Here is a 22,712-nt window from a genome sequence, read left to right on the forward strand (position 1 = left end):
CGCAGGATAATCGGCAGGTTGCCCAAGGGCGTTGCCGGAATCCGTTGACATGACCCAGCGCGTGGTATGGCTGCCGCTCGTCGCCTTGTCGTTGCTGGCCGTTGCGAATGCATCCGCGTCGGCGCGGGCCCTGGACACCACCGCGGCCGCGCGGGACGTCGCTGCACCCGCCGGACGGGCCTCGGCCGAGGTGACTGGAGTGGTCTACCTGGATGCCAACGGCAATGGCCGCCGGGATCCGCGCGAACGGGGCCTGGCCGGGGTGAAGGTATCCAACGGCCACGATCTCGCCATCAGCGACGCGCGGGGAGGCTACCGGTTGCCCGGACGCGAGCGCGCCACGGTCTTCGTGGTGAAGCCGCCCGAATACGCCGTGCCGACCGGTGCCGACGGCCTGCCCCGGTTCTGGCAGCACCTGTTCCCGCAGGGATCGCCCGCGCTGAAGTACGGCGGCATTCCAGCGGCGGCCGTCCCCGCGCAGGTGGATTTCGGCCTGTTGCCCGCCGCGCGCCTCAAGGCCGGCGCCAGCCTGGAGATGCTGGTGTTCGGCGACCCGCAACCCAAGACGCTGACCGACGTGGATTACTACGCCCGCGATATCGTGGCACCGCTGGTCGGTCGGCACGGTGCGCGCCTGGGCCTGAGCGTGGGCGATATCGCCAACGACGATTTGAGTCTTTATCCGGCCATGAACCAGGTGACGGCGAAACTGGGCGTGCCCTGGCTGCATGTGGCCGGAAACCATGATCTGGATTTCGACGCGCAGGCTGACGAGGACTCGCTGCTGAGCTTCCGCAACGTCTACGGCCCCGACACCTATGCGTGGGAGGAGCCGCAGGCCAGCTTCATCGTGCTGGACGACGTGGTCTATCGCCCCGGCCAGAAACCGGCCTACATCGGTGGCCTGCGCGAGGAGCAGTTCGATTTCCTCCGGCTGTATCTGGCGACCTTGCCGAAGAATCGCCGGGTGGTGATCGCCGTGCACATCCCGTTGTTCGATCCGGTGCCAGGCGTGGAGACCTTCCGCCGCGCGGACCGCGAGCGCCTGTTCACCCTGTTGCGGGAACATGCGCAGGTACTGCTGATCAGCGCGCACACCCACAACCAGCGCCACTACCGGCACGGCGCGGACACCGGCTGGCATGGCGTGCGGCCCCTGCATGAGTACAACGTCGGCGCGACCTGCGGTGCGTTCTGGTCGGGAGTGAAGGATGCGCAGGGCATCCCCGATACGACGATGAGCGACGGCACGCCGAATGGCTATGCGTGGCTGACCATCCAGTCGGACGGCCGTTATGCGCTGCGCTACCAGGTGGCGCGCGCGGCGGGCGATCCGGCGATCGGCCTGCACGCGCCGAAGGTATTGCGACAGGGCGCCTATCCGGCCTACGGCGTATACGCCAACGTCTACATGGGTGAAGCCGATACCCGGGTCGAGTACCGCATCGATGGCGGCGAATGGAAACCGATGCGGCGTGTGCTGCAGACCGACCCGGCTCTGCTGGTGGAGAACATCGCGGACGATACAGCGCCCGCGTTGCGTGGCTATGATCGCTCGCCGGAAGCCGATGTCTCCACTCATCTCTGGCGCGGCGTGCTGCCCACGGATCTGGCGGCGGGCGAGCACCGCATCGACGTGCGGGCGTTCGATGAGTGGCGGGGCGAGCAGGCCACGTCCACCACGTATCGGCTTCAGCAGGCGCTGGAATAGAGGTGAAACACGGGGACAGGCGACAAGACCGACAGGAACATGCCGATGGCCAACGATGCGCTCGACCTTCCGATCAAGCTGTTCCGCAATCCCCTGGCGTGGGAAAAATGGCTGGCCACGAATGCGGGTACGCCGGGCCTGTGGCTGCGGATCGCGAAGAAGGACGCGGGCGTGGTTTCAGTGAGCTATGCCGAAGCCCTGGAAGTGGCACTGTGCCACGGCTGGATCGACGGCCAGCGGCGCGCGTTCGACGAACAGAGCTTCCTGCAACGCTTCACCCCGCGGCGTCCGCGTAGTCTGTGGTCGAAGATCAACGTCGGCAAGGCCGAGGCATTGATCGCCTCGGGCCGGATGCGCGAGGGCGGCCTGCGCGAAATCGAACTGGCGCGCGCCGACGGGCGCTGGGCGGCCGCCTATGCAAGCGCGGCGGTGATGGAGATTCCGGCCGACCTGGCGGCGGCGCTGGCGAAGGCGCCGAAGGCCGCAGGCTTCTTCGAAGCGCTGGATCGCACCAATCGCTACGCGGTCTGCTGGCGCGTGCACACGGCGAAGAAGGCGGAAACCCGGGCGGCCCGCATCGAAAAACTGGTCGCGATGCTGGCGCGCGGCGAGAAGATCCACCCGAAATAGCGGCGCAAATGAAAAACGCCCCGGTGGGGGCGTTTTTTTTCGTTCCCGGCTGGCTGGCGAATGCTGGCGAGCGGGACGTGCTGGCGAGCGCGGGCTGGCTGGCAACGGCGCGCAGTCTAGCCGTTGTCGCTGCCGGATGATGAAATGCGAATCGCTCGCAACAAGCGTCAGTGTGGCAGTTCGATGGTGTCGAACGCGGTGACGCGTGGATGGCCGTTGGCGGCGCCATCCAGGCGGGGTTGCGGATAGTCCTGCGGACGATCGATCAACTGGGTGCGCATGCCGGCTTCGCGGGCCGCGTCCAGTTCCTCGACCACGTCGGACAGGAACAGGATCTCGCCGGCCGGCGCGCCAATCCGCTCGGCGATGCGGCGATAGCTGTCCGCCTCGCGCTTGCCGCCGATTTCGGTGTCGAACCAGCCCGAAATCATCGGGGTCAAATCGCCCGCGTCGCTGTGGCCGAAGAACAGCTTCTGCGCCGGCACCGAGCCGGAGGAATACACGTACAGCGGATAGCCCTGTTCGTACCATCGGGCGAGCGCCGGCGCCGCATCCGGGTAGATGTGCGCGGTGAAATCCGCGTCACGGTAGCCGGCGTCCCAGATCATGCCCTGCAGCGCCTTCAGCGCGGTGTGTTTGCGATCCTGGTCGATCCAGCCCTGCAGGGTCTCGACGATGACGTCATCGTTGCAGATCGCGCCGTGTTCGGTGGCGACCGCATCCAGCCAGCGGCGCACCTCCGGTTCCTGGCCGTGTTCGCGGACGAAGCCGGGCAGGGCGCGGCGGGCGTAGGGGAACAGCACGTCCTTGACGAAGGATATGCTGCTGGTGGTGCCTTCGATATCGGTTAGGATGGCGCGGAGCATGGGGCGGGAGGATTGAGGGAGCGGGAAAAGAATTCGCAACGGCAGCATGCTGGGCACGCCACCGCGTCGCGGGAGGCGGAACGGGCCTACTCGGGCCGGGTCGGGCCGTTGTAGCGCGGGAACTGCTGGGCGATGGTGGTGCCGGTGAAATGGCCGACCCAGCCATCCGGCTCGGTGAAGAAGCGGATGGCGATGAAGTGCGGCTCCGGGCCCATGTCGAACCAGTGCAGGGTGCTGTCCGGCACCGCGATCAGATCGTCCTGCACACACTCCACCTCGTAGACCTTGTCGTCCACATGCAGGGTGAACAGGCCGGAGCCGGCGACGAAGAAGCGCACTTCGTCTTCCTTGTGGTAATGCTCGTCGAGGAACTTGGCGCGCATCTCCTCGCGCTTGGGGTTGTCCGGCGCGATGCTGACCACGTCCACCGTCTTGAACCCGCGCTCGCTGACCAGCCGGTCGATGTCGGCGCGGTAGGCGTCCATCACGTCCTCCGGCGCGGCGCCGGGCTGGATCGCCTTGTTGGCCTTCCAGCGCTCGAAGGTCACGCCGACCTTCTGCAACTCGGTGGCGATGAAATCGGGATCGTAGCTGGCGAACTCGGGGGTGACCGGGTCGCTTTCATGGAAGATGCGGAGGCGGCTCATGGCGGTATGGCTCGACGCGTGGGGAAGGCAAGGGTAGCAGGCGTCCCGTTCCGGTCCAGTTACCGGAGGGGCGGGCAAGGCTGCGCCGGGTTATCAGCAGCTCAGCGCCGGCAACCCAGCTTGCGCAGTTCCAGTTCGCAGTGGAACAGGAATTCGAAGGCTTCCAGATGGCGGCGCGCCTCAGCCATGTCGCGGCCCCAGGCATACAGGCCGTGGCCGTCGATCAGGTAGCCCCACAGCGGCTGCCGATCCAGCAACGCGTCCACCTGGGCGGCGAGGGTCGGCATGTCCTGGGTGTTGCTGAACACCGGCACCTGGATTTCGGTCTCGTGGGTGGTGTTGCCGTGGAAGGCCTTGAGCAGCTCGTAGCCTTCCAGCCGGATGTGGCCGGCGCCCGCGTACAGGCGCGAAGCGATGGTCTGCACCGGCGAATGGGTGTGCAGCACGCAGCCGATCTCGGGGAAGCGGCGATACAGCTGGGTGTGCAGCAGGGTCTCGGCGGAGGGGCGGTGGTCGCTGCCGACCGCCTTGCCGTCGAAGTCCACCACCATGATGTCGGCTTCTTCCAGCCGGCCCTTGTCGCGTCCGGACACGGTGATCGCCGCATGGCGATCGTCCAGCCGGTGCGAGAAGTTGCTGCTGGTGGCGGGCGTCCAGCCGGCCTGCGACAGCTCGCGGATGTTGCTGATCAACAGTTTCGCCAGTTCGCTCAGGCGTCCGGCGTCATAGGGCAGGGGGGCGTTCATGGCGCCATTTTAGCGCCTGCCGCCCCGGCTGGGCGGGACGGCGCGGAAGCGGGCCGCGGATGCGGCCCGCTGGCAGGGTTCAGCGCCGCAGTTTGCTGTGGCGGTGGCCGTACAGGAAGTAGATCGCGAAACCGACCGCCGTCCAGACCGCCATCAGGAACCAGTTGTGCGCGGTCATCGCGGACAACAGCGCCAGGCAGCACAGAATGCCCAGGGTGCAGATCAGCCAGGCAGCCGGGATCCGGAACGGGCGTGGCAGGTCAGGCTGGGTCCGGCGCAGGATCAGCACGCCGGCGCAGACTGCGGCGAAGGCGATCAGCGTACCCATCGAGGTCAGCTCGCCCAGCACGTCCAGCGGGAACAGCGCCGCCAGCAGCGCGATGCCGATGCCGGTGATGACCGTGTTGATGTGCGGGGTGCGGTACTCGGGATGGATCTTGGTGAACACCGGCGGCAGCAGGCCGTCGCGGGCCATGATCATGAAGATGCGCGGCTGGCCGATGATCATCACCAGCACCACCGAGGACAGGCCGACCAGCGCGCCGATTTCCACCACCACGCGCAGCCAGCCCAGTTGCGGATGCGCCGCCACCGCGGTGACCACCGGCTCGTCGGTGCCCAGCAGGGTGTAGGGCACCAGTCCGGTCATGACCGCGGCCATCGCGATGTACAGGACGGTGCAGATGGCCAGCGACAGCAGCATGCCGACCGGCATGTCGCGTTGCGGACGATGCGACTCCTGCGCCGCCACCGAAACAGCCTCGAAACCGATGTAGGCGAAGAACACCATCGAAGCGCCGCGCAGCACGCCTTCCCAGCCGAACTTGCCAGGGCCTTCGTTGGCCGGGATGAAGGGTTCCCAGTTGGCCGGATCCACGTACTTCCAGCCGACCGCGATCACCAGCACGATCAGGCCGGTCTTGAGCAGCACCATCGCCATGTTCATCGCCGAGGACTTGCGGATGCCGACGTAGCACAGCCAGGTCAGCAGCAGCACGATGGCGGCGGCGGGCAGGTTGGCGATGGCGCCGGTCGGTTGCAGCTTGGCGTCCAGAGGTGCGCTGACCAGCGCCGCGGGCAGGTGGATGTTGAAGTGTTCCAGCAGGCTGAGGAAATAGCCGGTCCAGCTGACCGCGACCGCCGAGGCCGAGACGCCGTATTCCAGTACCAGCATCCAGCCGATGAACCAGGCCGCCAGTTCGCCCAGGGTGGCGTAGGTGTAGGTGTAGGCGCTGCCGGACACCGGCACCATCGCCGCGAATTCGGCGTAGGCCAGCGCGCAGAACGTGCAGCAGATCGCCGCCAGCACGAAGCTCAGCATGATGGCCGGGCCTGCGTGGTTGGCGGCGGCCTGGCCGGTGATGACGAAGATGCCGCCACCGATCACCGCGCCGATGCCGAGCGCGGTCAGGCCCCACGGTCCAAGGGTGCGGCGCAGGCTCAGGCCTTCGGCGTCGCTATGGCTGGCATGGGGGTGCTTGGTGGCCCAGAGTTGTCCGAACATCAATCCACTTCCAATCGTCGTTCTTCATCAAGACGTATGGACGGGCGATATCCCGGCCACTGTCATGATGCGTGCAATAAAAAAGGCCGGCGCCGTGCGCCGGCCCGTTCGGGCCCTCAGGCCTTCTGCCGCAGTTTGCTGTGGTGGTAGCCGTAGCTGAAATAGATCAGCAGGCCGAATACGGTCCAGCCGACGAAGATCGGCCAGTGCTCCACGAAGGGCTGCCAGAACAGGTAGAGGCAGGCGAGCGCGCCCACCGGGCAGATGATGATCGCCGCCGGCACGCGGAACGGCCGCGGCAGTTCCGGGCGGGTGTAGCGCAGCACCAGCACGCCGATGCAGACGGTGGCGAAGGCCAGCAGGGTGCCCATCGACACCAGCTCGCCCAGCACGTTGAGCGGCATCAGGCCGGCCAGGATGGCGGCGAGCACGCCGACGATGATCGTGCCGACGTAGGGCGTGCGGAATTTCGGATGGACCTTGCCGAACAACTTCGGCATCAGGCCGTCCTTGGACATGCTGTAGAAGATGCGCGGCTGCGCCATCAGCATGACCAGGATCACCGAGGACAGGCCGGCGATGGCGCCGATTTCCACCGCGGTCTTCAGCCACGACAGATCCGGGAACGCTTCCAGCGCGGTGGCCACCGGTTTGGGCGTGCCCAGCAGGCTGTAATGGGTCATGCCGGTCAGCACGGCGCACACCACGATGTAGATGACCGTGCAGATCGCCAGCGAGCCGAGGATGCCGATCGGCATGTCGCGCTGCGGATTCTTGGCCTCGCCGGCGGCGGTGGAGACCGCGTCGAAACCGATGTAGGCGAAGAACACGATCGCCGCGGCGCGCGTCACGCCCTCGAAACCGAACTTGCCCGGGCCTTCGTTCGGCGGAATGAACGGGGTCCAGTTGGCCGGATCGATGTGCTGCAGGCCGAAACCGACGAACAGGCAGATGACGGTGACCTTGATCGCCACCACGATCGCGTTGACGAACGCGGACTGGGTGATGCCGACGTAGCACAGGCCGCTGATGGCGGCGACGATCAGGATGGCCGGCAGGTTGAACAGGCTGCCGGTGGCAACGAAGTCGGTGCCGTTCCAGTCGATCGGCGCCTGGGTGAGCTGCATCGGGAAGGGCAGGTGCAGCGTGGTGGTGATGAAGCTGACCAGGTAGCCCGACCAGCCCACCGCGACGGTGGAGGAGGCGAACAGGTACTCCAGCACCAGGCACCAGCCGATGAACCAGGCGACGAATTCGCCCAGGGTGGCGTAGGAGTAGGAGTAGGCGCTGCCCGACACCGGCATCAGCGCGGCGAATTCGGCGTAGCACAGGCCGGCCAGGGCGCAGGCGAAACCGGCCAGCACGAAGCTCAGCATGATGGCCGGACCGGCATGGTTGGCCGCGGCCTGGCCGGTGAGCACGAAGATGCCCGCGCCGATGACCGCACCGACGCCCAGCATGGTCAGGTGCTTCGCTGTCAGGGTCCGTTTGAGGGTGGCCTCGCCATCGAGGCTGCCTTCGAAGGGTTCACCGGCATCCACATGGCCGGCCGGTTCGACCGGCTTGACCCTGAACAAAGATTTGAGCATTCGCGACTTCCCCGGAGTTGGCGACCGGTCTTGGCCGGTGCCTGTCATTTGGCGGTCACGGGTGTGTGGGTCACCCGTACGGAAGCGCCGTACCTTGCCAAACCGGGCGGGGGATCACAAGCGCGGGTGCAGCACGCGGAGGGATAATGGCGGCGAGCATCATTCCCCGCATAACTGAACAGGGCAGGCGCGTGTCTGGATCACCGTTGATGGAACAATTGCAGGCCTATCGGGCGCGCTGGCCCGAGGAGGCTGCGGTCGTGGAGGACTTCCTGGAACTGCTGGCGGATGCGCGCAATCCGTTCCTGCGCGAACGCCTGGAAGGGCATTTCACCGGCGGCGCCTGGCTGGTCAGCGCCGACGGCCGGCGCACCCTGCTGACCCACCACCGCAAGCTGGCGCGCTGGTTGCAACTGGGCGGCCACGCCGACGGCGACACCGACATGGGGCAGGTCGCGCTGAAGGAAGCCGAGGAGGAATCCGGACTGCCGGACCTGCGGCTGGACGACACCGCCATTTTCGATCTGGACCGGCACTGGATTCCGGAGCGCAAGGACGTGCCGGGGCACTGGCACTACGACGTCCGCTACGTGATCCGCGCCGGTGCGGACGAACGCTACGTGGTCAGCGAGGAATCGCTGGATCTGGCCTGGCGCGAGATCGCGCCGATCGCCGAGGAGTCCGACGAATCGCTCAGCCGCATGGCCCGCAAGTGGTTGGCCGCCCAGGCGTAGACCCGGCTTTGTCCCACCACTGGCGGTTGGGCCGCGCGTCGTGGCCTGGACGCGCGGAAGCCGGTGGCTTTGCCGGGAGAACGCCGCTGGCGGGAGGCCTCGCGGCTCAGCTGCGCGCGACGACCTCGTCGATATGCCGCAGCAGGTCGGCTGGATCCTCGTAGACCCGGAACGCGCCCGAGCGCTCCAGTTCCTCCTGGCCATAGCCGCCGGACAACAGGCCCACGCCGAGCGCCCGCGCACGCTGCGCCGCCAGCATGTCCCAGATGCTGTCGCCGAGCACCAGCGAGCGGGTGATATCCACGCCCAGCCGGTCGGCGGCGGCGATGAACAGATCCGGATCCGGTTTGGCGTGGCGCACCAGATCGCGGGTGATCACCGGCACCTGCGCCGGATCCACCCCCAGTGCGTGCAGGTTGTGGGCGGCGGTCTCCATCCGGCCGCTGGTGGCGATGCCCCAGGGGATGCCCTGTTCGGTCAGGAATGCCAGCAATTCGCGCGCGCCCGGCAGCGGCTGCACCGCGCGCTGTTCCGATTGCCGCGAATACGCCTCGGCATGCCAGCGGCGCAGGCGATCCAGCCGATCCTCGGTGATGTCCAGGCCGGTCTCGCGCAGCAGGATATGGGTGAACAGCCCGCCGCTCATGCCAATCTTGCGATGAATCCGCCACACCGAGAGATCCACGCCTTCGCGATCCAGGGCTTCCTTCCAGGCCAGCACGTGCTGGTAGACGCTGTCCACCAGCGTGCCGTCGAGATCGAACAGGAATGCGGTGTCCGCGCGGGCCATGGTTTTTCTCCTTCAAAAACGATGTGGGCGGCCAGTGGCCGCTTCAAAACGTCGCGGGCGGCCAGTGGCCGCCCGCAGGAATGAACTCAGTACAGGATGCGCGTCCGCAAGGTACCGGGAATCGCCGATAGCGCATCCTTCAGTTCGGCGCTCTGCTCCTCGGTCGCGGTGACGTCGATCACCACGTAGCCGACTTTGGGGTCGGTGCGCAGGAACTGGCCGTCGATGTTGACGTTGTGCTTGCTGAAAATCTCGTTGATCTGCGACAGCACGCCCGGCACGTTGCGGTGGATGTGCAGGATCCGGCGGCTGCCGTCGTGGCCGGGCAGGGTGACCTCGGGGAAGTTGACCGCCGACAGGGTGGAACCGTTGTCGCTGTAGCGCACCAGCTTGGCCGCCACTTCCACGCCGATGTTGTCCTGCGCTTCCAGGGTGCTGCCGCCGACATGCGGGGTGAGGATCACGTTGTCGAGACCGCGCAGCGGCGATTCAAAGGCTTCCGCATTGCCCTTGGGCTCGACCGGGAACACGTCCACCGCCGCGCCGCCGACCGCGCCGGACTTCAGGGCCGCGGTCAACGCGTCGATGTCGACCACGGTACCGCGCGAGGCATTGATCAGGTGTGCGCCGGGTTTCATCTTCGCGATCTGCGAGAGGCCGAACATGCCCTGGGTCGCAGCGGTTTCCGGCACGTGCAATGTCACCACGTCGCTGCGCGCCAGCAGGTCATCCAGGCTGGTGGCCGAACGCGCGTTGCCCAGCGACAGCTTGGTTTCGATGTCGTGGAAGATCACGTTCATGCCGATCGCCTCGGCCAGCACGCCGACCTGGGTACCGATATGGCCGTAGCCGATGATGCCCAGGGTCTTGCCGCGCGCCTCGTGGCTGCCGGCGGCCGACTTGGACCAGCCGCCGCGGTGGCATTCGGCGTTCTTCTGCGGGATGCCGCGCATCAGCATGATCGCCTGCGCGATCACCAGTTCTGCCACGCTGCGGGTATTGGAATAGGGCGCGTTGAACACCGGGATGCCGGCCAGCTCGGCCGCTTCCAGATCCACCTGGTTGGTGCCGATGCAGAAACAGCCCACCGCGATCAGCCGGCGCGCATGCGACAGCACGTCCCCGGTCAGTTGGGTGCGCGAACGGATGCCGATGATGTGGGCCTCGGCGATGCGCCGCTTGAGCTCGTCCTCCGGCAGCGACTTGTCGTGGAAATCGATCTGCGTGTATCCGGCCGCGCGGAAGGTTTCCACGGCGGTCTGGCTCACTCCCTCCAGCAACAGCACGCGGATGTCCTGCTTCGGATAGGAGGTCTTCTTGGTCGACATTGCGGCGGGCGCGAGGTGGCGGGGAAGGGCTTTCCACTATGCCAGAAGCGGCGCGCCTTTGCTGCATCGCCACATGCCCCGGAAAGCTGGTTCCCAAATGGTTTCGACTGCAACCGGCGCGCCGTCTGGACGCGCCGCAGCATCGCTGGCACGCTGGCGTTCCCCCGATGCCGTCCGTCCGTAAGAATCAATGACCGATCCGCGTTTGCAGGCGCTGCAGCAGGCCGTGCCCGAGTTGCGCCTGACCACCGAAGCCGCCGAGCTGGAACATTACGGCCGCGACTGGACCCGCCGCTGGACGCCGGCGCCGCTGGCGATCGCGCTGCCGGCCACGGTGGAGGAAGTGCAGGCCATCGTGCGCTGGGCCAACGAAAACGGCGTGGCGGTGGTGCCGTCCGGCGGCCGCACCGGCCTGTCCGGCGGCGCGGTGGCGGCCAACGGCGAACTGGTGCTCAGCCTGGAGCGGATGAACAAGGTGCTGGGCTTCGACGCGGTCGATCGGACCCTGACGGTGCAGCCGGGCATCGCCCTGGAGGCGGTGCATAACGCCGCCCGCGAACACGGACTGGTCTATCCGGTCGATTTCGCCGCGCGCGGCTCCTGTTCGATCGGCGGCAACATCGCCACCAACGCCGGCGGCATCCGGGTGATCCGCTACGGCAATACCCGCGAATGGATCGCCGGCCTCAAGCTGGTGACCGGCGCCGGCGAGTTGCTGGAGCTGAATCGCGGACTGATCAAGAACTCCAGCGGCTACGACCTGCGCCAGCTCGTCATCGGTTCGGAGGGCACCCTGGGCGTCGTGGTCGAGGCCACCCTGCGGCTGACCGACCCGCCGCCGCCGACCAACGTGATGCTGCTGGCGCTGCCCTCGTTCGAAGTGCTGATGCGGGTGTTCGCTGAATTCCGCGCGCGCCTGCAACTGGAAGCCTTCGAGTTCTTCACCGATCTTGCGCTCAAGCATGTGCTGGCGCACGGCGCGCAGCCGCCGTTCGCGGAGGTCCATCCCTATTACGTGGTCACCGAGTTCGCGATTGGCGACGAGGCAAGGGAGGCCGCCGCCATGGCCGCGTTCGAAGCCTGCCTGGAACAGGGTTGGGTCAGCGACGGCGTGATCAGCCAGAGCGACGCCCAGGCCGCCCAGCTGTGGCGCCTGCGCGAGGGCATCACCGAGGCACTGGCGCGCTACAAGCCGTACAAGAACGACGTATCGGTGCGGATCTCGGCGATGCCGGCGTTCCTGGCCGAGACCCAGGCGCTGCTGGGCGAGGCCTACCCCGACTTCGAGGTGGTCTGGTTCGGCCACATCGGCGACGGCAACCTGCACATCAACGTGCTCAAGCCCGACGGCCTGGACGACGCCGAATTTGTCCGCCAGTGCGAGCAGGTCACCAAATTGCTGGCCGCGTCGCTGCAGCGGCACGCCGGCAGCATTTCCGCCGAGCACGGCATCGGCCTGGTCAAGAAGCCCTACCTGGACAGCACGCGCGACGCCGCGGAAATCGCGGTGATGCGCGGCATCAAGCGGGTGCTGGACCCGAACGGGCTGATGAATCCGGGCAAGCTGTTCGACCCGGACTGACGCCGGAGCCCCCTTATTGTAGGAGCGACGTCAGTCGCGACCGTGCAAGGTCGGGGCGAGCGCAGTCCGCGCTCAAGCGGGAGAGTTCCGGTCAAGGTCCATGAGGACCGATCCCGGCTTGGGGTGCTGGCCCGGACGACACGGTCGCGACTGACGTCGCTCCTACAAGGAGGGATTCAGGCGATTCGGGGGATTTGCGGTAGTCTTTGCCAACCCTTGATTCGAGTGTCTTTCCGCGCATGAAACGCCTGCTTGTCGCCAGCGCGCTGCTGGTCCTTTCGATTTCCGCTTTCGCCGGCAGCTTTGCCGGTTCCTCCGCCGGCGCCTCCTCGGCCGGTTCCTCCGCCTCGTCGGGCAGTTCCTCCGGCGACGACAAGGTGGTGCTGCAGGCCCGCGACGACGCCGCCAGCTTCGTGGCCAGCGAAGGTCGTATCCGTGGTGCGCGCCTGGAATCCGCGCTGCGCCACCTGCGCGAGCGCGACGCGAATGCGCGCGAGGCCACCGACATGGCCCTGGCACAGGCCATCCTGGCGCTGTGAACCCGGCCGGCCGGAACCCGCGCCGCGCCGGCGCGGGCTTCCGCGCCCTGGCCCTGCTGGCGGCGCTCGCCTGCGCCGCCGGGCACGCGCAGGCAGCACCCCGTCTGCGGCTGGATTCCACCGGCCTCCAGCCCGATGAGGTCGCCGCGAGCGAACGGCTGCTGGCCGAAGCCGTCGCGCGACTGACACCGGCGATGCGCACGGCGCTGGATCGCGAGATCCGCGTGCAATGGAGTCCGCGGCTGGACGCGCGGGTGCATGGCCGCGCCATTGATGATCGCCTGCTGCTCAACCGGAACCTGCTGTCTGGACTTGTGGCCTCGCACGGGGCTGGCGAAGGTGACGGCGACGGACGCGCGGCGCTGGCCGCCCTGCTGCACGAACTGGGGCATTTCCTCGATCGCGGCGCGAACGGCGGCGCGATGTCGCGGGATCCGCGCCTGCGGGATCTGGCCGGCTGGCAGATCCGCGCCACGCCGGGCCTGACCGGCTTGATGGGCCGCCGGCGTGGCAACGATTTCCGCGAACGCAGCCCGGATCCCTACGAGCTGCACAGTCCCCGCGAATACGTCGCGGTGAACCTGGAGCATTTCCTGCTGGATGCCGACTACGCCTGCCGGCGGCCGGCGCTGTATCGCTACTTCGCGCAGCGCTGGGGCGCGCCCGCGGTCGCGGCCGCGGTGTGCGCGGATGGATTCGCCTACGTGGATGCGGGCGACGTGAGTGCCGGGGCGGACGCGGCGATGGCGACAGGCGGGCGCCTGGGAACGCTGGACCCGGAGCGGATCTACCAGGTGGACTACCTGCTGGCCGAAGGCAACGACGCGATGATGAGCCGCTGGGGCCACAGCATGCTGCGGCTGGTGATTTGCGCGCCGGGACGGCCGCGTGGCCCGGATTGCCGGCTGGATCTGGAGCATCACCGGGTACTGTCGTTCCGCGCCTTCGTCGGCGATCTGCAGATTTCCAGCTGGCGCGGCCTGACCGGTCGCTATCCTTCGCGCCTGTTCGTGCTGCCACTGGATCAGGTGATCGACGAATACACCAAGATCGAACTGCGCGGGTTGCAGTCGGTGCCATTGCGGCTGGAGCGCGCGGAGATCGCAACACTGGTCGAGCGCGCCGCGCAGCTGCACTGGAGCTACGACGGCCACTACTTCTTCCTCGGCAACAACTGCGCGGTGGAGACCTACAAGCTGCTGCGCGACGGCGTGCCCCGGCTCGGCACGGCGGATCTGGGCGGCATCACCCCGACCGGGCTGGCGCGGCGATTGCAACGCACCGGCATTGCCGACGGATCCGTGCTGGCGGATCCAGCGCGGGCGCTGCGCGAGGGCTACCGCTTCGATTCGCTGCGTGAGCGTTTCCAGACCCTGTTCGAGGTCGCGCGCGTGCGGACGGGACTGCCACAGCGCGAAGTCGAGGACTGGCTGGCCGCGTCCCCGCAGCAGCGCCGCCCATGGTTGGAGCGCGCGGATCTGAAGGCGGCCGCCGCGTTGCTGGTGCTCGAACAGGCGGCGCGACGGCAGCAGGAATCGCGGTTCCGCGAGGCGTTCAAGCGCCGCTACCTGCAATCAGGTGGCGATGAGCTGGGCGCGGCGGCCGGGATCTTGCGGACATTGCTGCGGGAAACCGCCTGGATGAGCCGCCCCGCGGATCTGCTCGAAGGCGCCGGCTACGGCTTGCCGCAGGCGGAGGAACGGACAGCGCTCCAGGCTGGCAGCGCTGCCCGGCGCGAACGCCTGCGCGATCTGGAGCGGCAGCTGGACCAGCAGGCCCGATCGCTGCTCAGTCCGGCCCAGGCCCGCGATCGCGAGGCCGTCGATGCCAACATCGAATGGCTGGGCGCGCACCTGCGAGAACTGCATCGCCAGGCCGGCGGACTGCAGCTGAACTGAGCTCAGGCGTTTTCGTCCAGCCAGCGGGTCATCAGCCGGCGTGGATGCGCATCGTAGCCGCTGCGCTGGTAGATGCCGTGCGCATGCTCGTTGTCATCGCTGACTTCCAGACGGACCGCGCGCAGGCCCTCGCGTCGGCACAGCGCTTCCACCTCGGCCAGAGCCAGCTTGCCCAGACCGCCGCCGCGCTGGGTGGGCAGGACGTACAACTCGTCCAGCAAGCCGTAGCGCCCGCCGAACTCCAGGCTGAAGCAGAAGCCGATCACGATGTAGCCGGCCAGCGTGCCGCCGCGTTCGATCAGCAGCAGGCGACCGTTGGCGGGATCGCGCAGCAGGGCGTCGAGCGCCTCGCGCAGCATCGCCTCGTCCCACGGAATGTCCTCGTCGGCGTAGAACTCGCGGACGACCGGAACCAGCGTGTCAATGTCATCGGCGGTGGCGGGACGGAAGCGGGGCTCGGACATGACGCGCTCCAGGATGGAGAATGAAAAACAAAAAGGGCGGGCCCTCGCGGACCCGCCCCGGAACCGCGGGCGGCGTCAGTCGGCGCGGCCGCCGAACTCGCCGGTGGTGGTGTTGACCAGGATGCGTTCGCCGTTGGTGATGTACTCGGGCACCATGATTTCGATGCCGGTGCTCAGCTTGGCCGGCTTCGGGCGCTTGGTGGCGGTGCCGCCCTTCAGTTCCGGCGGGGTTTCCACCACTTCCAGGGTCACGTGCTGCGGCAGTTGCAAGGCGACCGGCAGTTCGTCGATCACCTGCACGTAGCAGCCGGCCAGGCCGTCGGTGATGTAGCCGGCGTCATCGCCCAGCACATCCGCGTCCAGGGTGTACGGCGTGTAGTCCTCGTCATCCAGGAACACGAAGGCGTCGCCGTCCTTGTACGAGAACGTGGCCTGGCGGCGCAGCAGTTCCACTTCGGTCAGGTTGTCGTCGGCATCGAAGCTGGCATCCAGCTTGTTGCCGCCGGGCACGCTGTACATGGTGAAACGGAAGCGCACGTTGCCGCCACGGCCCTGCGGCGAACTGCGATCGATGTCGCGGATCTGGTACACGCCGCCGTTGTGCTCAACGACGTTTCCTTTCTTGATGTCGAATGCTTTCATGGTGATGACGGGAATCGGGAATGGAGAATCGGGAATGGGAAGCCGGGCGAAGGAGACGGTGCCGGGGCGATTCCCGATTCCCGATTCTCCATTCCCGGCGGTATCACTTCGGTGCCAGCCGGACGGCGCCGTCGAGGCGGATCGTCTCGCCGTTGAGATAGGTGTTGCCGAGGATGTAGGCGACCAGGTCGGCGAATTCGTCGGGCTTGCCCAGGCGCGAGGGGAACGGAATCGACGCGCTGAGCGATTGCTGCACGGCCTCGGGCATGCCGTCGACCATCGGGGTCCAGAAGATGCCCGGGGCGATGGTCATCACCCGGATGCCGAAGCGCGACAGCTCGCGCGCCATCGGCAGGGTCATGCCGACCACGCCGCCCTTGGAGGCCGAGTAGGCGGCCTGGCCGATCTGGCCTTCGTAGGCGGCCACGCTGGCGGTGCTGATGATCACGCCACGCTCGCCGTCGGTGCCTGCCTCGTTGTGCTGCATCAGGTTGGCGGCGGCCTTGGCCACGTTGAAGCTGCCCACCAGGTTGACCATCACCGTGGTCTGGAAGGTCGACAGCGGCATCGGCGCTTCCTTGCCGAGCACGCGGCCGGCGCCGAGGATGCCGGCGCAGTTGATGGCGGCGTTCAGTCCGCCCAGGAATTCGCGGGCGGCGGCGATGTTCGCGGCCACGCCGGCCTCGTCGGTGACGTCGGTGCGGAAGTAGCGGGCATTGGCCTCGCCCAGCGCGGCGACCGCGGCCGCGCCCTTGTCGTCATTGACGTCGAACAACGCGACCTTGCCGCCCTGGGCGACCAGATGCTGGGCCACGGCGAAGCCGAGGCCGGAGACGCCGCCGGTGATGACGGCGCGGGTAGCGGACACTTGCATGCGGGAAACCTGGGACGGAAAGACCCGCATTTTACGCGAACGACCGGTCGCCCCGGCAGCGGCGTGCGCTCAGCCGTTGGAGGCGCGGTCCAGCGGCAGGTCCAGGCGGCGGGCGAACTCGTCCGGCGACAGGCCCGGGGCGAACAGGAAGCCCTGGCCGACCGGCACGCCCAATTGCAGCAGGAACTGGCGCTGGGCCTCCGATTCCACGCCCTCCGCGACCAGTCCCAGGCCCAGGCTGCGGGCGATCGCGGAAACCGCCTGGCAGACCGCCACGTCGGAACGGTTGTTGGGCACGCCCTCGGTGAACAACTGGCTGAGCTTGAGCCCGTGGATGGGCAGCCGGCGCAGGTAATTGAGCGCGCTGTAGCCTTCGCCGAAATCGTCGATGGTCAGCACCACGCCCAGCGCCTTGAGCCCGGCAAAGGTACGCAGGGTGGAGGGCGCGTCCTCGATCAGCACGCGTTCGGTGAACTCCAGCTCCAGCGCCGAACCCGGCAACTGGAACTCGTCGAGCAGGCGACGCACCTTGTCGGCCAGATCCTCGCCGACGAACTGGCGATAGGAGACGTTGACCGCCACCCGCACGATGCCCAGGCCCTGATCGCGCCACTCCGCGACCTGGCGGCAGGCCTCGCGCAGTACCCAGCTGCCGATGTTGACGATGTCGCCGGTGGTTTCGGCGTGACTGATGAACAGGTCCGGCCGCAGTTCGCCGAGCTGGTGGTTCTGCCAGCGGATCAGTGCCTCGGCGGCGACGATCCGGCCCTGGCGCAGGTCCACCTGCGGCTGGTAGACGAGCCGGAATTCCTGGTTGTCGACCGCGCGCCGCAGTTGGGTCTCGATCTGCAGGCGATCCTGCTGGCGCTGCGCCAGTTCCGGCGAGAACACCTGCCAGCCATTGCGGGCGCGGTGCTTGCTGTCGTACATCGCGATGTCGGCGTTCTGGATCAACTGCTGCGGGCGCAGGCCATCGTCGGGCGCACGCGCGATGCCGATGCTGGCGGTGATCGAGAACTCGTCCTGGTCGAAGCGGAAGGCCTCGGCGAACGCCTGCAGGATGGCATCGGCGAGGCGCTCGGGCAGGGCGCGGTCACCGCCGGCATCGCAGACCACCAGGAATTCGTCGCCGCCGAAGCGCGCGATCATGCCGTGCTCGCCCACCGCGTCGCGGATGCGGTTGGCCGCCTGCACCAGCAGTTCGTCGCCGGCGTTGTGGCCCAGCACGTCGTTGATCATCTTGAAGCGATCGAGATCGATGTACAGCACCGAAGCCTGCGGATGGACGGGATCGGCCAGGCGTTCGGCGATTTCGGTCAGCACCGCGTCGCGGTTCATCAGGCCGGTGAGCGGATCGGTGCGGGCCTGGATGCGCAGGGTCTCTTCCGCCTGCTTGTCGGTGGAGATGTCCTGCAGGGTGCCGGTGATCCGCGAGTTGCCGGGGTCGCCGGGCTCGGCGTCGCCGATCACCCGGATCCAGAACGGCTGGCCGTCGTGGCGACGTCCCTGCAGTTCGAGATCGAAACCGGCGCCGCCGGTGGAGACCCGTTCCACCATGCAGCGCAGGCGCCGCCGATCCGGCTCGCGCAGGCAGGCCAGCAGCGCATCGAGGTTATCGGGGGGCAGGGCGGCACCGAGGATGCGGATGGCTTCCTCGGTCAGGTACAGGCGGTCGCGGGCAATGTCCCATTCCCAACCGCCGATGTGCGCCAGCGACTGCGCGCGGTCGAACAGCGCGCTGTCGCGCTTGAGTTCGGTCACGTCGCTGAACAGCGAGGTCACCTGTGCCGGGCGGTTGCCGCCGGGCAGGAACTGCGGCACCGAGGTCACCGTCAGCCAGATCATCTGCCGGCGCTGGCGGTGGTACATGCCCAGCAGCGCGCTTTCGATCACATGCCCGGAATCCAGCGCGCGCTGTGCCGGCAGCTCGTCGCGGCGCAACTCGCGACCGTCCGCCCCGACGATCCGCCAGTGTTCGATGCCCAGTTCGTCGGCCGTGCGCTGGTCTTCGCGGATGCCGAAGATCCGCATCGCCGCGCCGTTGCAGTATTGCAGGCCCAGATCGTGGTCCTGCACCACGATGCCCTTGTCGATGGTTTCCATCAGCTCGCGGTAGCGCATTTCCGCTTCCCGCCGCGTGCTGATGTCGCGTGCCACCGCGACGATGCTCTTGCGCCCGTCGAAATTGATGTTGGCCGAATGCACTTCGACCGGGAAGCGGCTGCCGTCGCCGCGCATGTTGGTGACCTCGATGACATAGGTGTCACCGCGGTTGAGCGTCTCCCAGACCGGCATCAGGTGATCGCGCGGCAGGTCCGGGTTGAGCACGTTGATGTTCTTGCCGACGATCTCCTCGCGCGGCCGGCGGTAGGCGCGCATGCCAGCGCGGTTGAGATCCATCACCGTGCCGTCCTCGGCGATGATGCTGACCGGATCGGGCACGGCGTCGAAAAGATTGCGGTAGCGCTGGCGTTCGGCTTCCGCGCTGGCAAGGGCGGAGAGCAAGGCCCCGTGGGCGCTGGCGAGCAGGGCACGGGTCCCTTCGTCGATCGCGGGATCGGCCATCGCCCGGGCGATGGCCTGCAGGGTGGCCTCGGGATCCGGCGCGACGGGGACGGCCGCCGGGCTGGCGGCACTGTCCGGGGCCGGCGCGCCGGCGATGTTCATGTGGCCGCCATCGCCTTGCCGGCCTTGCTGCCGGTCTCGCGGCCGAGCAGGGCGGCGAGCCAGCGGCCGGTTTCGCCCAGCCGGTCCAGATCGACACCGGTGGCGATACCCATGCCGTGCAGCATGTAGACCACGTCCTCGCTGGCGACATTGCCGCTGGCGCCCTTGGCGTAGGGGCAGCCGCCGGTGCCGGACACCGCGGCGTCCACCACCCGCACGCCTTCCTCCAGGCAGGCCAGGATGTTGGCCAGCGCCTGCCCGTAGGTGTCGTGGAAATGCACCGCCAGCGATGACAGCGGCACTAGGCTGGCGACCGCCTGCAGCATCGCGCGCGCCTTGAGCGGGGTGCCCACGCCGATGGTGTCGCCCAGCGAAATCTCGTAGCAGCCCAGTTCGTGCAGCCGGCTGGCGACCTTGACCACGTCGGCCACCGGCACGTCGCCCTGGTAGGGGCAGCCCAGCACCGTGGAGACGTAGCCGCGCACCCGCACGCCATCGGCCGTGGCGCGGGCCAGCACCGGCCGGAAGCGCTCGATGGATTCGTCGATGCCGGCGTTGATGTTCTTGCGGTTGAACGCTTCGGAAGCGGCGGTGAACACCGCGATTTCCTCCACGCCCACCGCGCGCGCGCGGTCGTAGCCGGTCTCGTTGGGCACCAGCACGGGATAGGCGACGCCGGGTTCGCGGTGGATGCCGGTGAACACTTCCGCCGCGTCGGCCAGTTGCGGCACCCAGCGCGGACTGACGAAGCTGGTGGCCTCGATGGTGCGCAGGCCGGTACGGGAAAGGCGATCGATGAGTTCGATCTTGTCGGCGGTGGCGATCACCGCCTTCTCGTTCTGCAGGCCGTCGCGCGGGCCGACCTCGACGATGCGGACGAAGTCGGTCATGGCGCGGCCTCCGTGCCGGCGCGGCGCAGGCGCGGATTGCGGGACGCGGGATCGAAGCTGTCGAACAGCGCCGGATCCGCCGCCAGCGCCGCGCGCAATGCGTCGGCCTCGCCTCCCAGCAGGTACACCATGGTGTCGACCTCGCGAACGCCGGGGTCGCCCTGCTGGATGCGTTCGAGCGCGCGGCTGGCCCGCGGCATCGCCACTTCCAGCACGTCGTCGGCGATGCGGTACTTGAGCAGCAGCACGCTGGTGGCGGGCAGCTTGCTGTTTCCCGCCGGCGCCTTCTGATCGTTGAACAGATCGCGCATGTCGTCCTGGCCCAGCGCCAGGTAGCGCGTGCCGTCGAGTTCGAAACCCAGCGCGCGGAACCGGGTGCGCGGCGGCTTTCCGCTTTCGACCAGCGAGACCTGGCACTGGGCGTCGATCTCGGCGTAGTCGCCGGCGCCCAGCGGCATCTTTTCCGGATCCGCGCCGGGCAAGGGCAGCCAGCGGCCGGCCAGGGCCGGGTCGCAGCCCAGTTCGGCGGGCGCGCGTTCGAACATCAGGCAGCCGGGCAGGGCCGGCAACGCGAGGACCAGCAGGAACCACAGCGGCAGGCGGCGGCCCGTCATTCCAGGGTCACCAGGACGGCATCGGCTTCGACGAAGTCGCCGGCGCTGGCGCGCAACTCGCCCACCACGCCATCGCGTGGGGCCTTCAATGCCAGCTCCATCTTCATCGCTTCCATCACCAGCAGTTCCTGGCCCGTGGTCACCGTGTCGCCGGCCTTGGCGCGGACCACCACCACGCGGCCGGGCATCGGCGCGCGCACGCGGTGGTCTCCCCCGGCATCGGCGGTCGCGGTCCTGCGATAGGCGGGCACCTGTTCCAGCACGACCCGTTGCCGGCCGTCGTGGACGGTGATGCGCTCGCCTTCCCGCAGGACGCGGAAACGCCGTGCTTCATGATCCATACGCAAACCGAGCAGGTCGCCGGTCAACCGCGCGCCCTCGATGGCGTGGGTCCGGCCGTCGTGTTCGATGGCGTAGTGGCCCTGGCTGCCCCGTGCCTTCAGGGCGAAGGCCTGTCCCCGGTGGACGAAACTCAGCGGCCGCTGGCCGGCATGGCCCAGCCGCCAGCCGTCGGCGATGGCCCAGGGCGAGCCCGGATCGGCGGACGCGCGCGCGGCATCGGCGGCGGTGGCCTCCTGCGTCAGCAGGGTGGCGGTGGCGGCAGCCAGCAGGGTGGCCGGGTCGGGTTCGCCGGCGGCGAGGAACTCGTCCAGGTGCCGATCCAGGTAGCCGGTATCGATGCGTCCCTCCAGCACCGCCGGGTGGCGCGCCAGCCGTTCCAGGAACGCGATGTTCGACTTCGGTCCGATCACGTCGCATTGTTCGAGCGCGTCGCGCAGGCGCGCCAGCGCGGCGGGGCGGTCGCGGTCGTGGACGATCAGCTTGGCAATCATCGGATCGTAGAAAATGGTGACCGTATCGCCTTCGGTCACGCCCGAATCGATGCGCACGTGCGAATCCGCCGGCGGCAGCCGCAGGCGTTCCAGCCGGCCCGAACCGGGCAGGAACCCGGCTTCCGGATCCTCGGCGTACAGGCGCACCTCGATGGCGTGGCCCTGCTGCGGAATCGCATCCTGCGCCAGCGGCAACGGTTCGCCGGCCGCTACCCGCAACTGCCATTCGACCAGATCCAGGCCGGTGGTCATTTCGGTGACCGGGTGCTCGACCTGCAGGCGGGTGTTGATCTCCATGAAGAAGAATTCGCCGTCGGGTGCGACGATGAATTCGACCGTGCCGGCATTGACGTAGTCGATCGCCTGCGCGGCGAGGATGGCGGCCTGGCCCATCGCCGCGCGTTGCGCCGGGGTCAGGAACGGGGAGGGCGCCTCCTCCAGGACTTTCTGGTAGCGCCGCTGCGCCGAACACTCGCGCTCGTTGAGATGCAGGGTGTGGCCGTGGCGATCGGCGAACACCTGGATCTCGATGTGGCGCGGCGTGGACACGTAGCGTTCCAGCAGCACGCGGTCGCGGCCGAAAGCGTTGGCGGCCTCGCGCTGGCAGCTTTCCAACTGGGCGATGAAATCGTCCAGCCGGTGCACGATCCGCATGCCCTTGCCACCGCCGCCATGGGCGGCCTTGATCATCAGCGGAAAGCCGATCCGCGCGGCCTCGCGCGACAGCGTGTTGGGCGATTGATCCTCGCCGGTGTAGCCCGGCACCACCGGCACGCCGGCGGCGGCCATCAGTTCCTTGGCGCCGGCCTTGCTGCCCATCTTGCGCATCGACGCCGCGCCGGGGCCGATGAACACCAGCCCGGCTGCTTCCACCGCCTCGGCGAAGTCGGCGTTCTCCGACAGGAAGCCGTAGCCGGGATGGATGGCCTGTGCGCCGCTGCGGCGCGCGACCTCGAGGATGGCGTCGCCGCGCAGGTAGCTGTCGGCCGGCCGCGGCCCGCCGATCGGCCAGGCCTCGTCGGCCTGGCGCACATGCTGCGCGTCGGCGTCGGCGTCCGAATACACCGCGACGGTGCGGATGCCGAGGCGACGGCAGGTGCGGATCACGCGGCAGGCGATTTCGCCGCGGTTGGCAATGAGGATCTTGTCGAACATGCGGGTCGG

20 protein-coding genes are annotated in these 22,712 nt (G+C 68.1%); 6 read left to right on the forward strand and 14 right to left on the reverse strand.

What is annotated here, in order from left to right:
- The first annotated feature begins 49 nt into the window (after window positions 1–49).
- Window positions 50–1,711: a calcineurin-like phosphoesterase family protein gene (locus FG323_RS00460; RefSeq protein ID WP_141452468.1), complete on the forward strand. Its 1,662-nt coding sequence runs from the start codon at window positions 50–52 to the stop codon at window positions 1,709–1,711.
- Between the two features lie 45 nt (window positions 1,712–1,756).
- Window positions 1,757–2,341, forward strand: a complete 585-nt coding sequence (locus FG323_RS00465; RefSeq protein ID WP_181444034.1) for a YdeI/OmpD-associated family protein — start codon at window positions 1,757–1,759, stop codon at window positions 2,339–2,341.
- Between the two features lie 167 nt (window positions 2,342–2,508).
- Here FG323_RS00465 and mtnC read toward each other — a convergent pair whose 3' ends face one another.
- The 5 genes from mtnC to FG323_RS00490 all read right to left on the reverse strand — a co-directional run bounded on the left by mtnC (window position 2,509) and on the right by FG323_RS00490 (window position 7,693).
- Entirely contained in the window at window positions 2,509–3,207 is a 699-nt protein-coding gene (gene mtnC, locus FG323_RS00470; RefSeq protein WP_141452470.1) for an acireductone synthase, read from the reverse strand.
- Window positions 3,208–3,293: 86 nt separating this feature from the next.
- A complete protein-coding gene (locus tag FG323_RS00475; RefSeq protein ID WP_141452471.1) occupies window positions 3,294–3,854 on the reverse strand; it encodes an acireductone dioxygenase in 561 nt (186 codons plus the stop codon).
- Between the two features lie 101 nt (window positions 3,855–3,955).
- Window positions 3,956–4,600: a methylthioribulose 1-phosphate dehydratase gene (locus FG323_RS00480; RefSeq protein WP_141452472.1), complete on the reverse strand. Its 645-nt coding sequence runs from the start codon at window positions 4,598–4,600 to the stop codon at window positions 3,956–3,958.
- 79 nt (window positions 4,601–4,679) lie between these two features.
- Window positions 4,680–6,104 (reverse strand): amino acid permease, encoded by a 1,425-nt coding sequence (locus FG323_RS00485; protein ID WP_141452473.1) that lies wholly within the window; start codon window positions 6,102–6,104, stop codon window positions 4,680–4,682.
- A 116-nt stretch (window positions 6,105–6,220) separates the two neighbouring features.
- Entirely contained in the window at window positions 6,221–7,693 is a 1,473-nt protein-coding gene (locus FG323_RS00490; RefSeq protein ID WP_141452474.1) for an amino acid permease, read from the reverse strand.
- 146 nt (window positions 7,694–7,839) lie between these two features.
- Here FG323_RS00490 and FG323_RS00495 point away from each other — a divergent pair, with 146 nt between their 5' ends.
- Window positions 7,840–8,427: an NUDIX hydrolase gene (locus tag FG323_RS00495; protein WP_141452475.1), complete on the forward strand. Its 588-nt coding sequence runs from the start codon at window positions 7,840–7,842 to the stop codon at window positions 8,425–8,427.
- 106 nt (window positions 8,428–8,533) lie between these two features.
- On the opposite strand, the gene FG323_RS00500 is transcribed toward FG323_RS00495, so the two are convergent.
- Both FG323_RS00500 and serA read right to left on the reverse strand, forming a co-directional pair.
- On the reverse strand, window positions 8,534–9,217 hold the full coding sequence (locus tag FG323_RS00500) for an HAD family hydrolase (RefSeq protein WP_141452476.1): 684 nt from the start codon (window positions 9,215–9,217) through the stop codon (window positions 8,534–8,536).
- A gap of 86 nt (window positions 9,218–9,303) precedes the next feature.
- Window positions 9,304–10,545 carry a phosphoglycerate dehydrogenase gene (serA, locus tag FG323_RS00505; protein WP_141452477.1) on the reverse strand — a complete coding sequence of 414 codons (1,242 nt, stop codon included), beginning with the start codon at window positions 10,543–10,545 and terminating at the stop codon, window positions 9,304–9,306.
- Between the two features lie 190 nt (window positions 10,546–10,735).
- Between serA and FG323_RS00510 the strand changes: the two genes are divergently transcribed.
- From FG323_RS00510 to FG323_RS00520, 3 genes are all read left to right on the forward strand, one after another.
- A complete protein-coding gene (locus tag FG323_RS00510; protein ID WP_141452478.1) occupies window positions 10,736–12,127 on the forward strand; it encodes an FAD-binding oxidoreductase in 1,392 nt (463 codons plus the stop codon).
- Between the two features lie 239 nt (window positions 12,128–12,366).
- Window positions 12,367–12,666 (forward strand): DUF2388 domain-containing protein, encoded by a 300-nt coding sequence (locus tag FG323_RS00515; protein WP_141452479.1) that lies wholly within the window; start codon window positions 12,367–12,369, stop codon window positions 12,664–12,666.
- Window positions 12,663–14,564 (forward strand): DUF4105 domain-containing protein, encoded by a 1,902-nt coding sequence (locus FG323_RS00520; protein WP_255469961.1) that lies wholly within the window; start codon window positions 12,663–12,665, stop codon window positions 14,562–14,564. The genes FG323_RS00515 and FG323_RS00520 overlap by 4 nt, the downstream gene beginning before the upstream one ends.
- A 2-nt stretch (window positions 14,565–14,566) precedes the next feature.
- On the opposite strand, the gene FG323_RS00525 is transcribed toward FG323_RS00520, so the two are convergent.
- The 7 genes from FG323_RS00525 to FG323_RS00555 all read right to left on the reverse strand — a co-directional run bounded on the left by FG323_RS00525 (window position 14,567) and on the right by FG323_RS00555 (window position 22,703).
- Window positions 14,567–15,028: a GNAT family N-acetyltransferase gene (locus FG323_RS00525; RefSeq protein ID WP_141452480.1), complete on the reverse strand. Its 462-nt coding sequence runs from the start codon at window positions 15,026–15,028 to the stop codon at window positions 14,567–14,569.
- A gap of 75 nt (window positions 15,029–15,103) precedes the next feature.
- Window positions 15,104–15,670 (reverse strand): elongation factor P-like protein YeiP, encoded by a 567-nt coding sequence (gene yeiP / locus FG323_RS00530; protein WP_141452481.1) that lies wholly within the window; start codon window positions 15,668–15,670, stop codon window positions 15,104–15,106.
- A gap of 103 nt (window positions 15,671–15,773) precedes the next feature.
- Window positions 15,774–16,544 (reverse strand): SDR family NAD(P)-dependent oxidoreductase, encoded by a 771-nt coding sequence (locus FG323_RS00535; protein WP_141452482.1) that lies wholly within the window; start codon window positions 16,542–16,544, stop codon window positions 15,774–15,776.
- Window positions 16,545–16,613: 69 nt separating this feature from the next.
- Entirely contained in the window at window positions 16,614–19,211 is a 2,598-nt protein-coding gene (locus FG323_RS00540) for an EAL domain-containing protein (RefSeq protein ID WP_255469962.1), read from the reverse strand.
- On the reverse strand, window positions 19,208–20,101 hold the full coding sequence (locus FG323_RS00545; protein WP_141452483.1) for a hydroxymethylglutaryl-CoA lyase: 894 nt from the start codon (window positions 20,099–20,101) through the stop codon (window positions 19,208–19,210). Before FG323_RS00545 ends, FG323_RS00540 begins: the two co-directional genes overlap by 4 nt.
- Window positions 20,098–20,715 (reverse strand): hypothetical protein, encoded by a 618-nt coding sequence (locus tag FG323_RS00550; protein WP_141452484.1) that lies wholly within the window; start codon window positions 20,713–20,715, stop codon window positions 20,098–20,100. Before FG323_RS00550 ends, FG323_RS00545 begins: the two co-directional genes overlap by 4 nt.
- Window positions 20,712–22,703, reverse strand: coding sequence for an acetyl/propionyl/methylcrotonyl-CoA carboxylase subunit alpha (locus FG323_RS00555; RefSeq protein ID WP_141452485.1), 1,992 nt, complete (start codon window positions 22,701–22,703; stop codon window positions 20,712–20,714). Before FG323_RS00555 ends, FG323_RS00550 begins: the two co-directional genes overlap by 4 nt.
- Between the last annotated feature and the right edge of the window lie 9 nt (window positions 22,704–22,712).

The organism is Pseudoxanthomonas sp. z9 (assembly GCF_006542425.1).
Classification (GTDB): Bacteria; Pseudomonadota; Gammaproteobacteria; order Xanthomonadales; family Xanthomonadaceae; genus Pseudoxanthomonas_A.

What these genes read in the sequence shown, in the direction of transcription:
- FG323_RS00460 (WP_141452468.1), top strand. Translation starts at nt 50, where the DNA reads ATGACCCAGCGCGTGGTATGGCTGCCGCTCGTCGCCTTGTCGTTGCTG.
- FG323_RS00465 (WP_181444034.1), top strand. Translation starts at nt 1,757, where the DNA reads ATGGCCAACGATGCGCTCGACCTTCCGATCAAGCTGTTCCGCAATCCC.
- mtnC (WP_141452470.1), bottom strand. Translation starts at nt 3,207, where the DNA reads ATGCTCCGCGCCATCCTAACCGATATCGAAGGCACCACCAGCAGCATA.
- FG323_RS00475 (WP_141452471.1), bottom strand. Translation starts at nt 3,854, where the DNA reads ATGAGCCGCCTCCGCATCTTCCATGAAAGCGACCCGGTCACCCCCGAG.
- FG323_RS00480 (WP_141452472.1), bottom strand. Translation starts at nt 4,600, where the DNA reads ATGAACGCCCCCCTGCCCTATGACGCCGGACGCCTGAGCGAACTGGCG.
- FG323_RS00485 (WP_141452473.1), bottom strand. Translation starts at nt 6,104, where the DNA reads ATGTTCGGACAACTCTGGGCCACCAAGCACCCCCATGCCAGCCATAGC.
- FG323_RS00490 (WP_141452474.1), bottom strand. Translation starts at nt 7,693, where the DNA reads ATGCTCAAATCTTTGTTCAGGGTCAAGCCGGTCGAACCGGCCGGCCAT.
- FG323_RS00495 (WP_141452475.1), top strand. Translation starts at nt 7,840, where the DNA reads ATGGCGGCGAGCATCATTCCCCGCATAACTGAACAGGGCAGGCGCGTG.
- FG323_RS00500 (WP_141452476.1), bottom strand. Translation starts at nt 9,217, where the DNA reads ATGGCCCGCGCGGACACCGCATTCCTGTTCGATCTCGACGGCACGCTG.
- serA (WP_141452477.1), bottom strand. Translation starts at nt 10,545, where the DNA reads ATGTCGACCAAGAAGACCTCCTATCCGAAGCAGGACATCCGCGTGCTG.
- FG323_RS00510 (WP_141452478.1), top strand. Translation starts at nt 10,736, where the DNA reads ATGACCGATCCGCGTTTGCAGGCGCTGCAGCAGGCCGTGCCCGAGTTG.
- FG323_RS00515 (WP_141452479.1), top strand. Translation starts at nt 12,367, where the DNA reads ATGAAACGCCTGCTTGTCGCCAGCGCGCTGCTGGTCCTTTCGATTTCC.
- FG323_RS00525 (WP_141452480.1), bottom strand. Translation starts at nt 15,028, where the DNA reads ATGTCCGAGCCCCGCTTCCGTCCCGCCACCGCCGATGACATTGACACG.
- yeiP (WP_141452481.1), bottom strand. Translation starts at nt 15,670, where the DNA reads ATGAAAGCATTCGACATCAAGAAAGGAAACGTCGTTGAGCACAACGGC.
- FG323_RS00535 (WP_141452482.1), bottom strand. Translation starts at nt 16,544, where the DNA reads ATGCAAGTGTCCGCTACCCGCGCCGTCATCACCGGCGGCGTCTCCGGC.
- FG323_RS00540 (WP_255469962.1), bottom strand. Translation starts at nt 19,211, where the DNA reads ATGAACATCGCCGGCGCGCCGGCCCCGGACAGTGCCGCCAGCCCGGCG.
- FG323_RS00545 (WP_141452483.1), bottom strand. Translation starts at nt 20,101, where the DNA reads ATGACCGACTTCGTCCGCATCGTCGAGGTCGGCCCGCGCGACGGCCTG.
- FG323_RS00550 (WP_141452484.1), bottom strand. Translation starts at nt 20,715, where the DNA reads ATGACGGGCCGCCGCCTGCCGCTGTGGTTCCTGCTGGTCCTCGCGTTG.
- FG323_RS00555 (WP_141452485.1), bottom strand. Translation starts at nt 22,703, where the DNA reads ATGTTCGACAAGATCCTCATTGCCAACCGCGGCGAAATCGCCTGCCGC.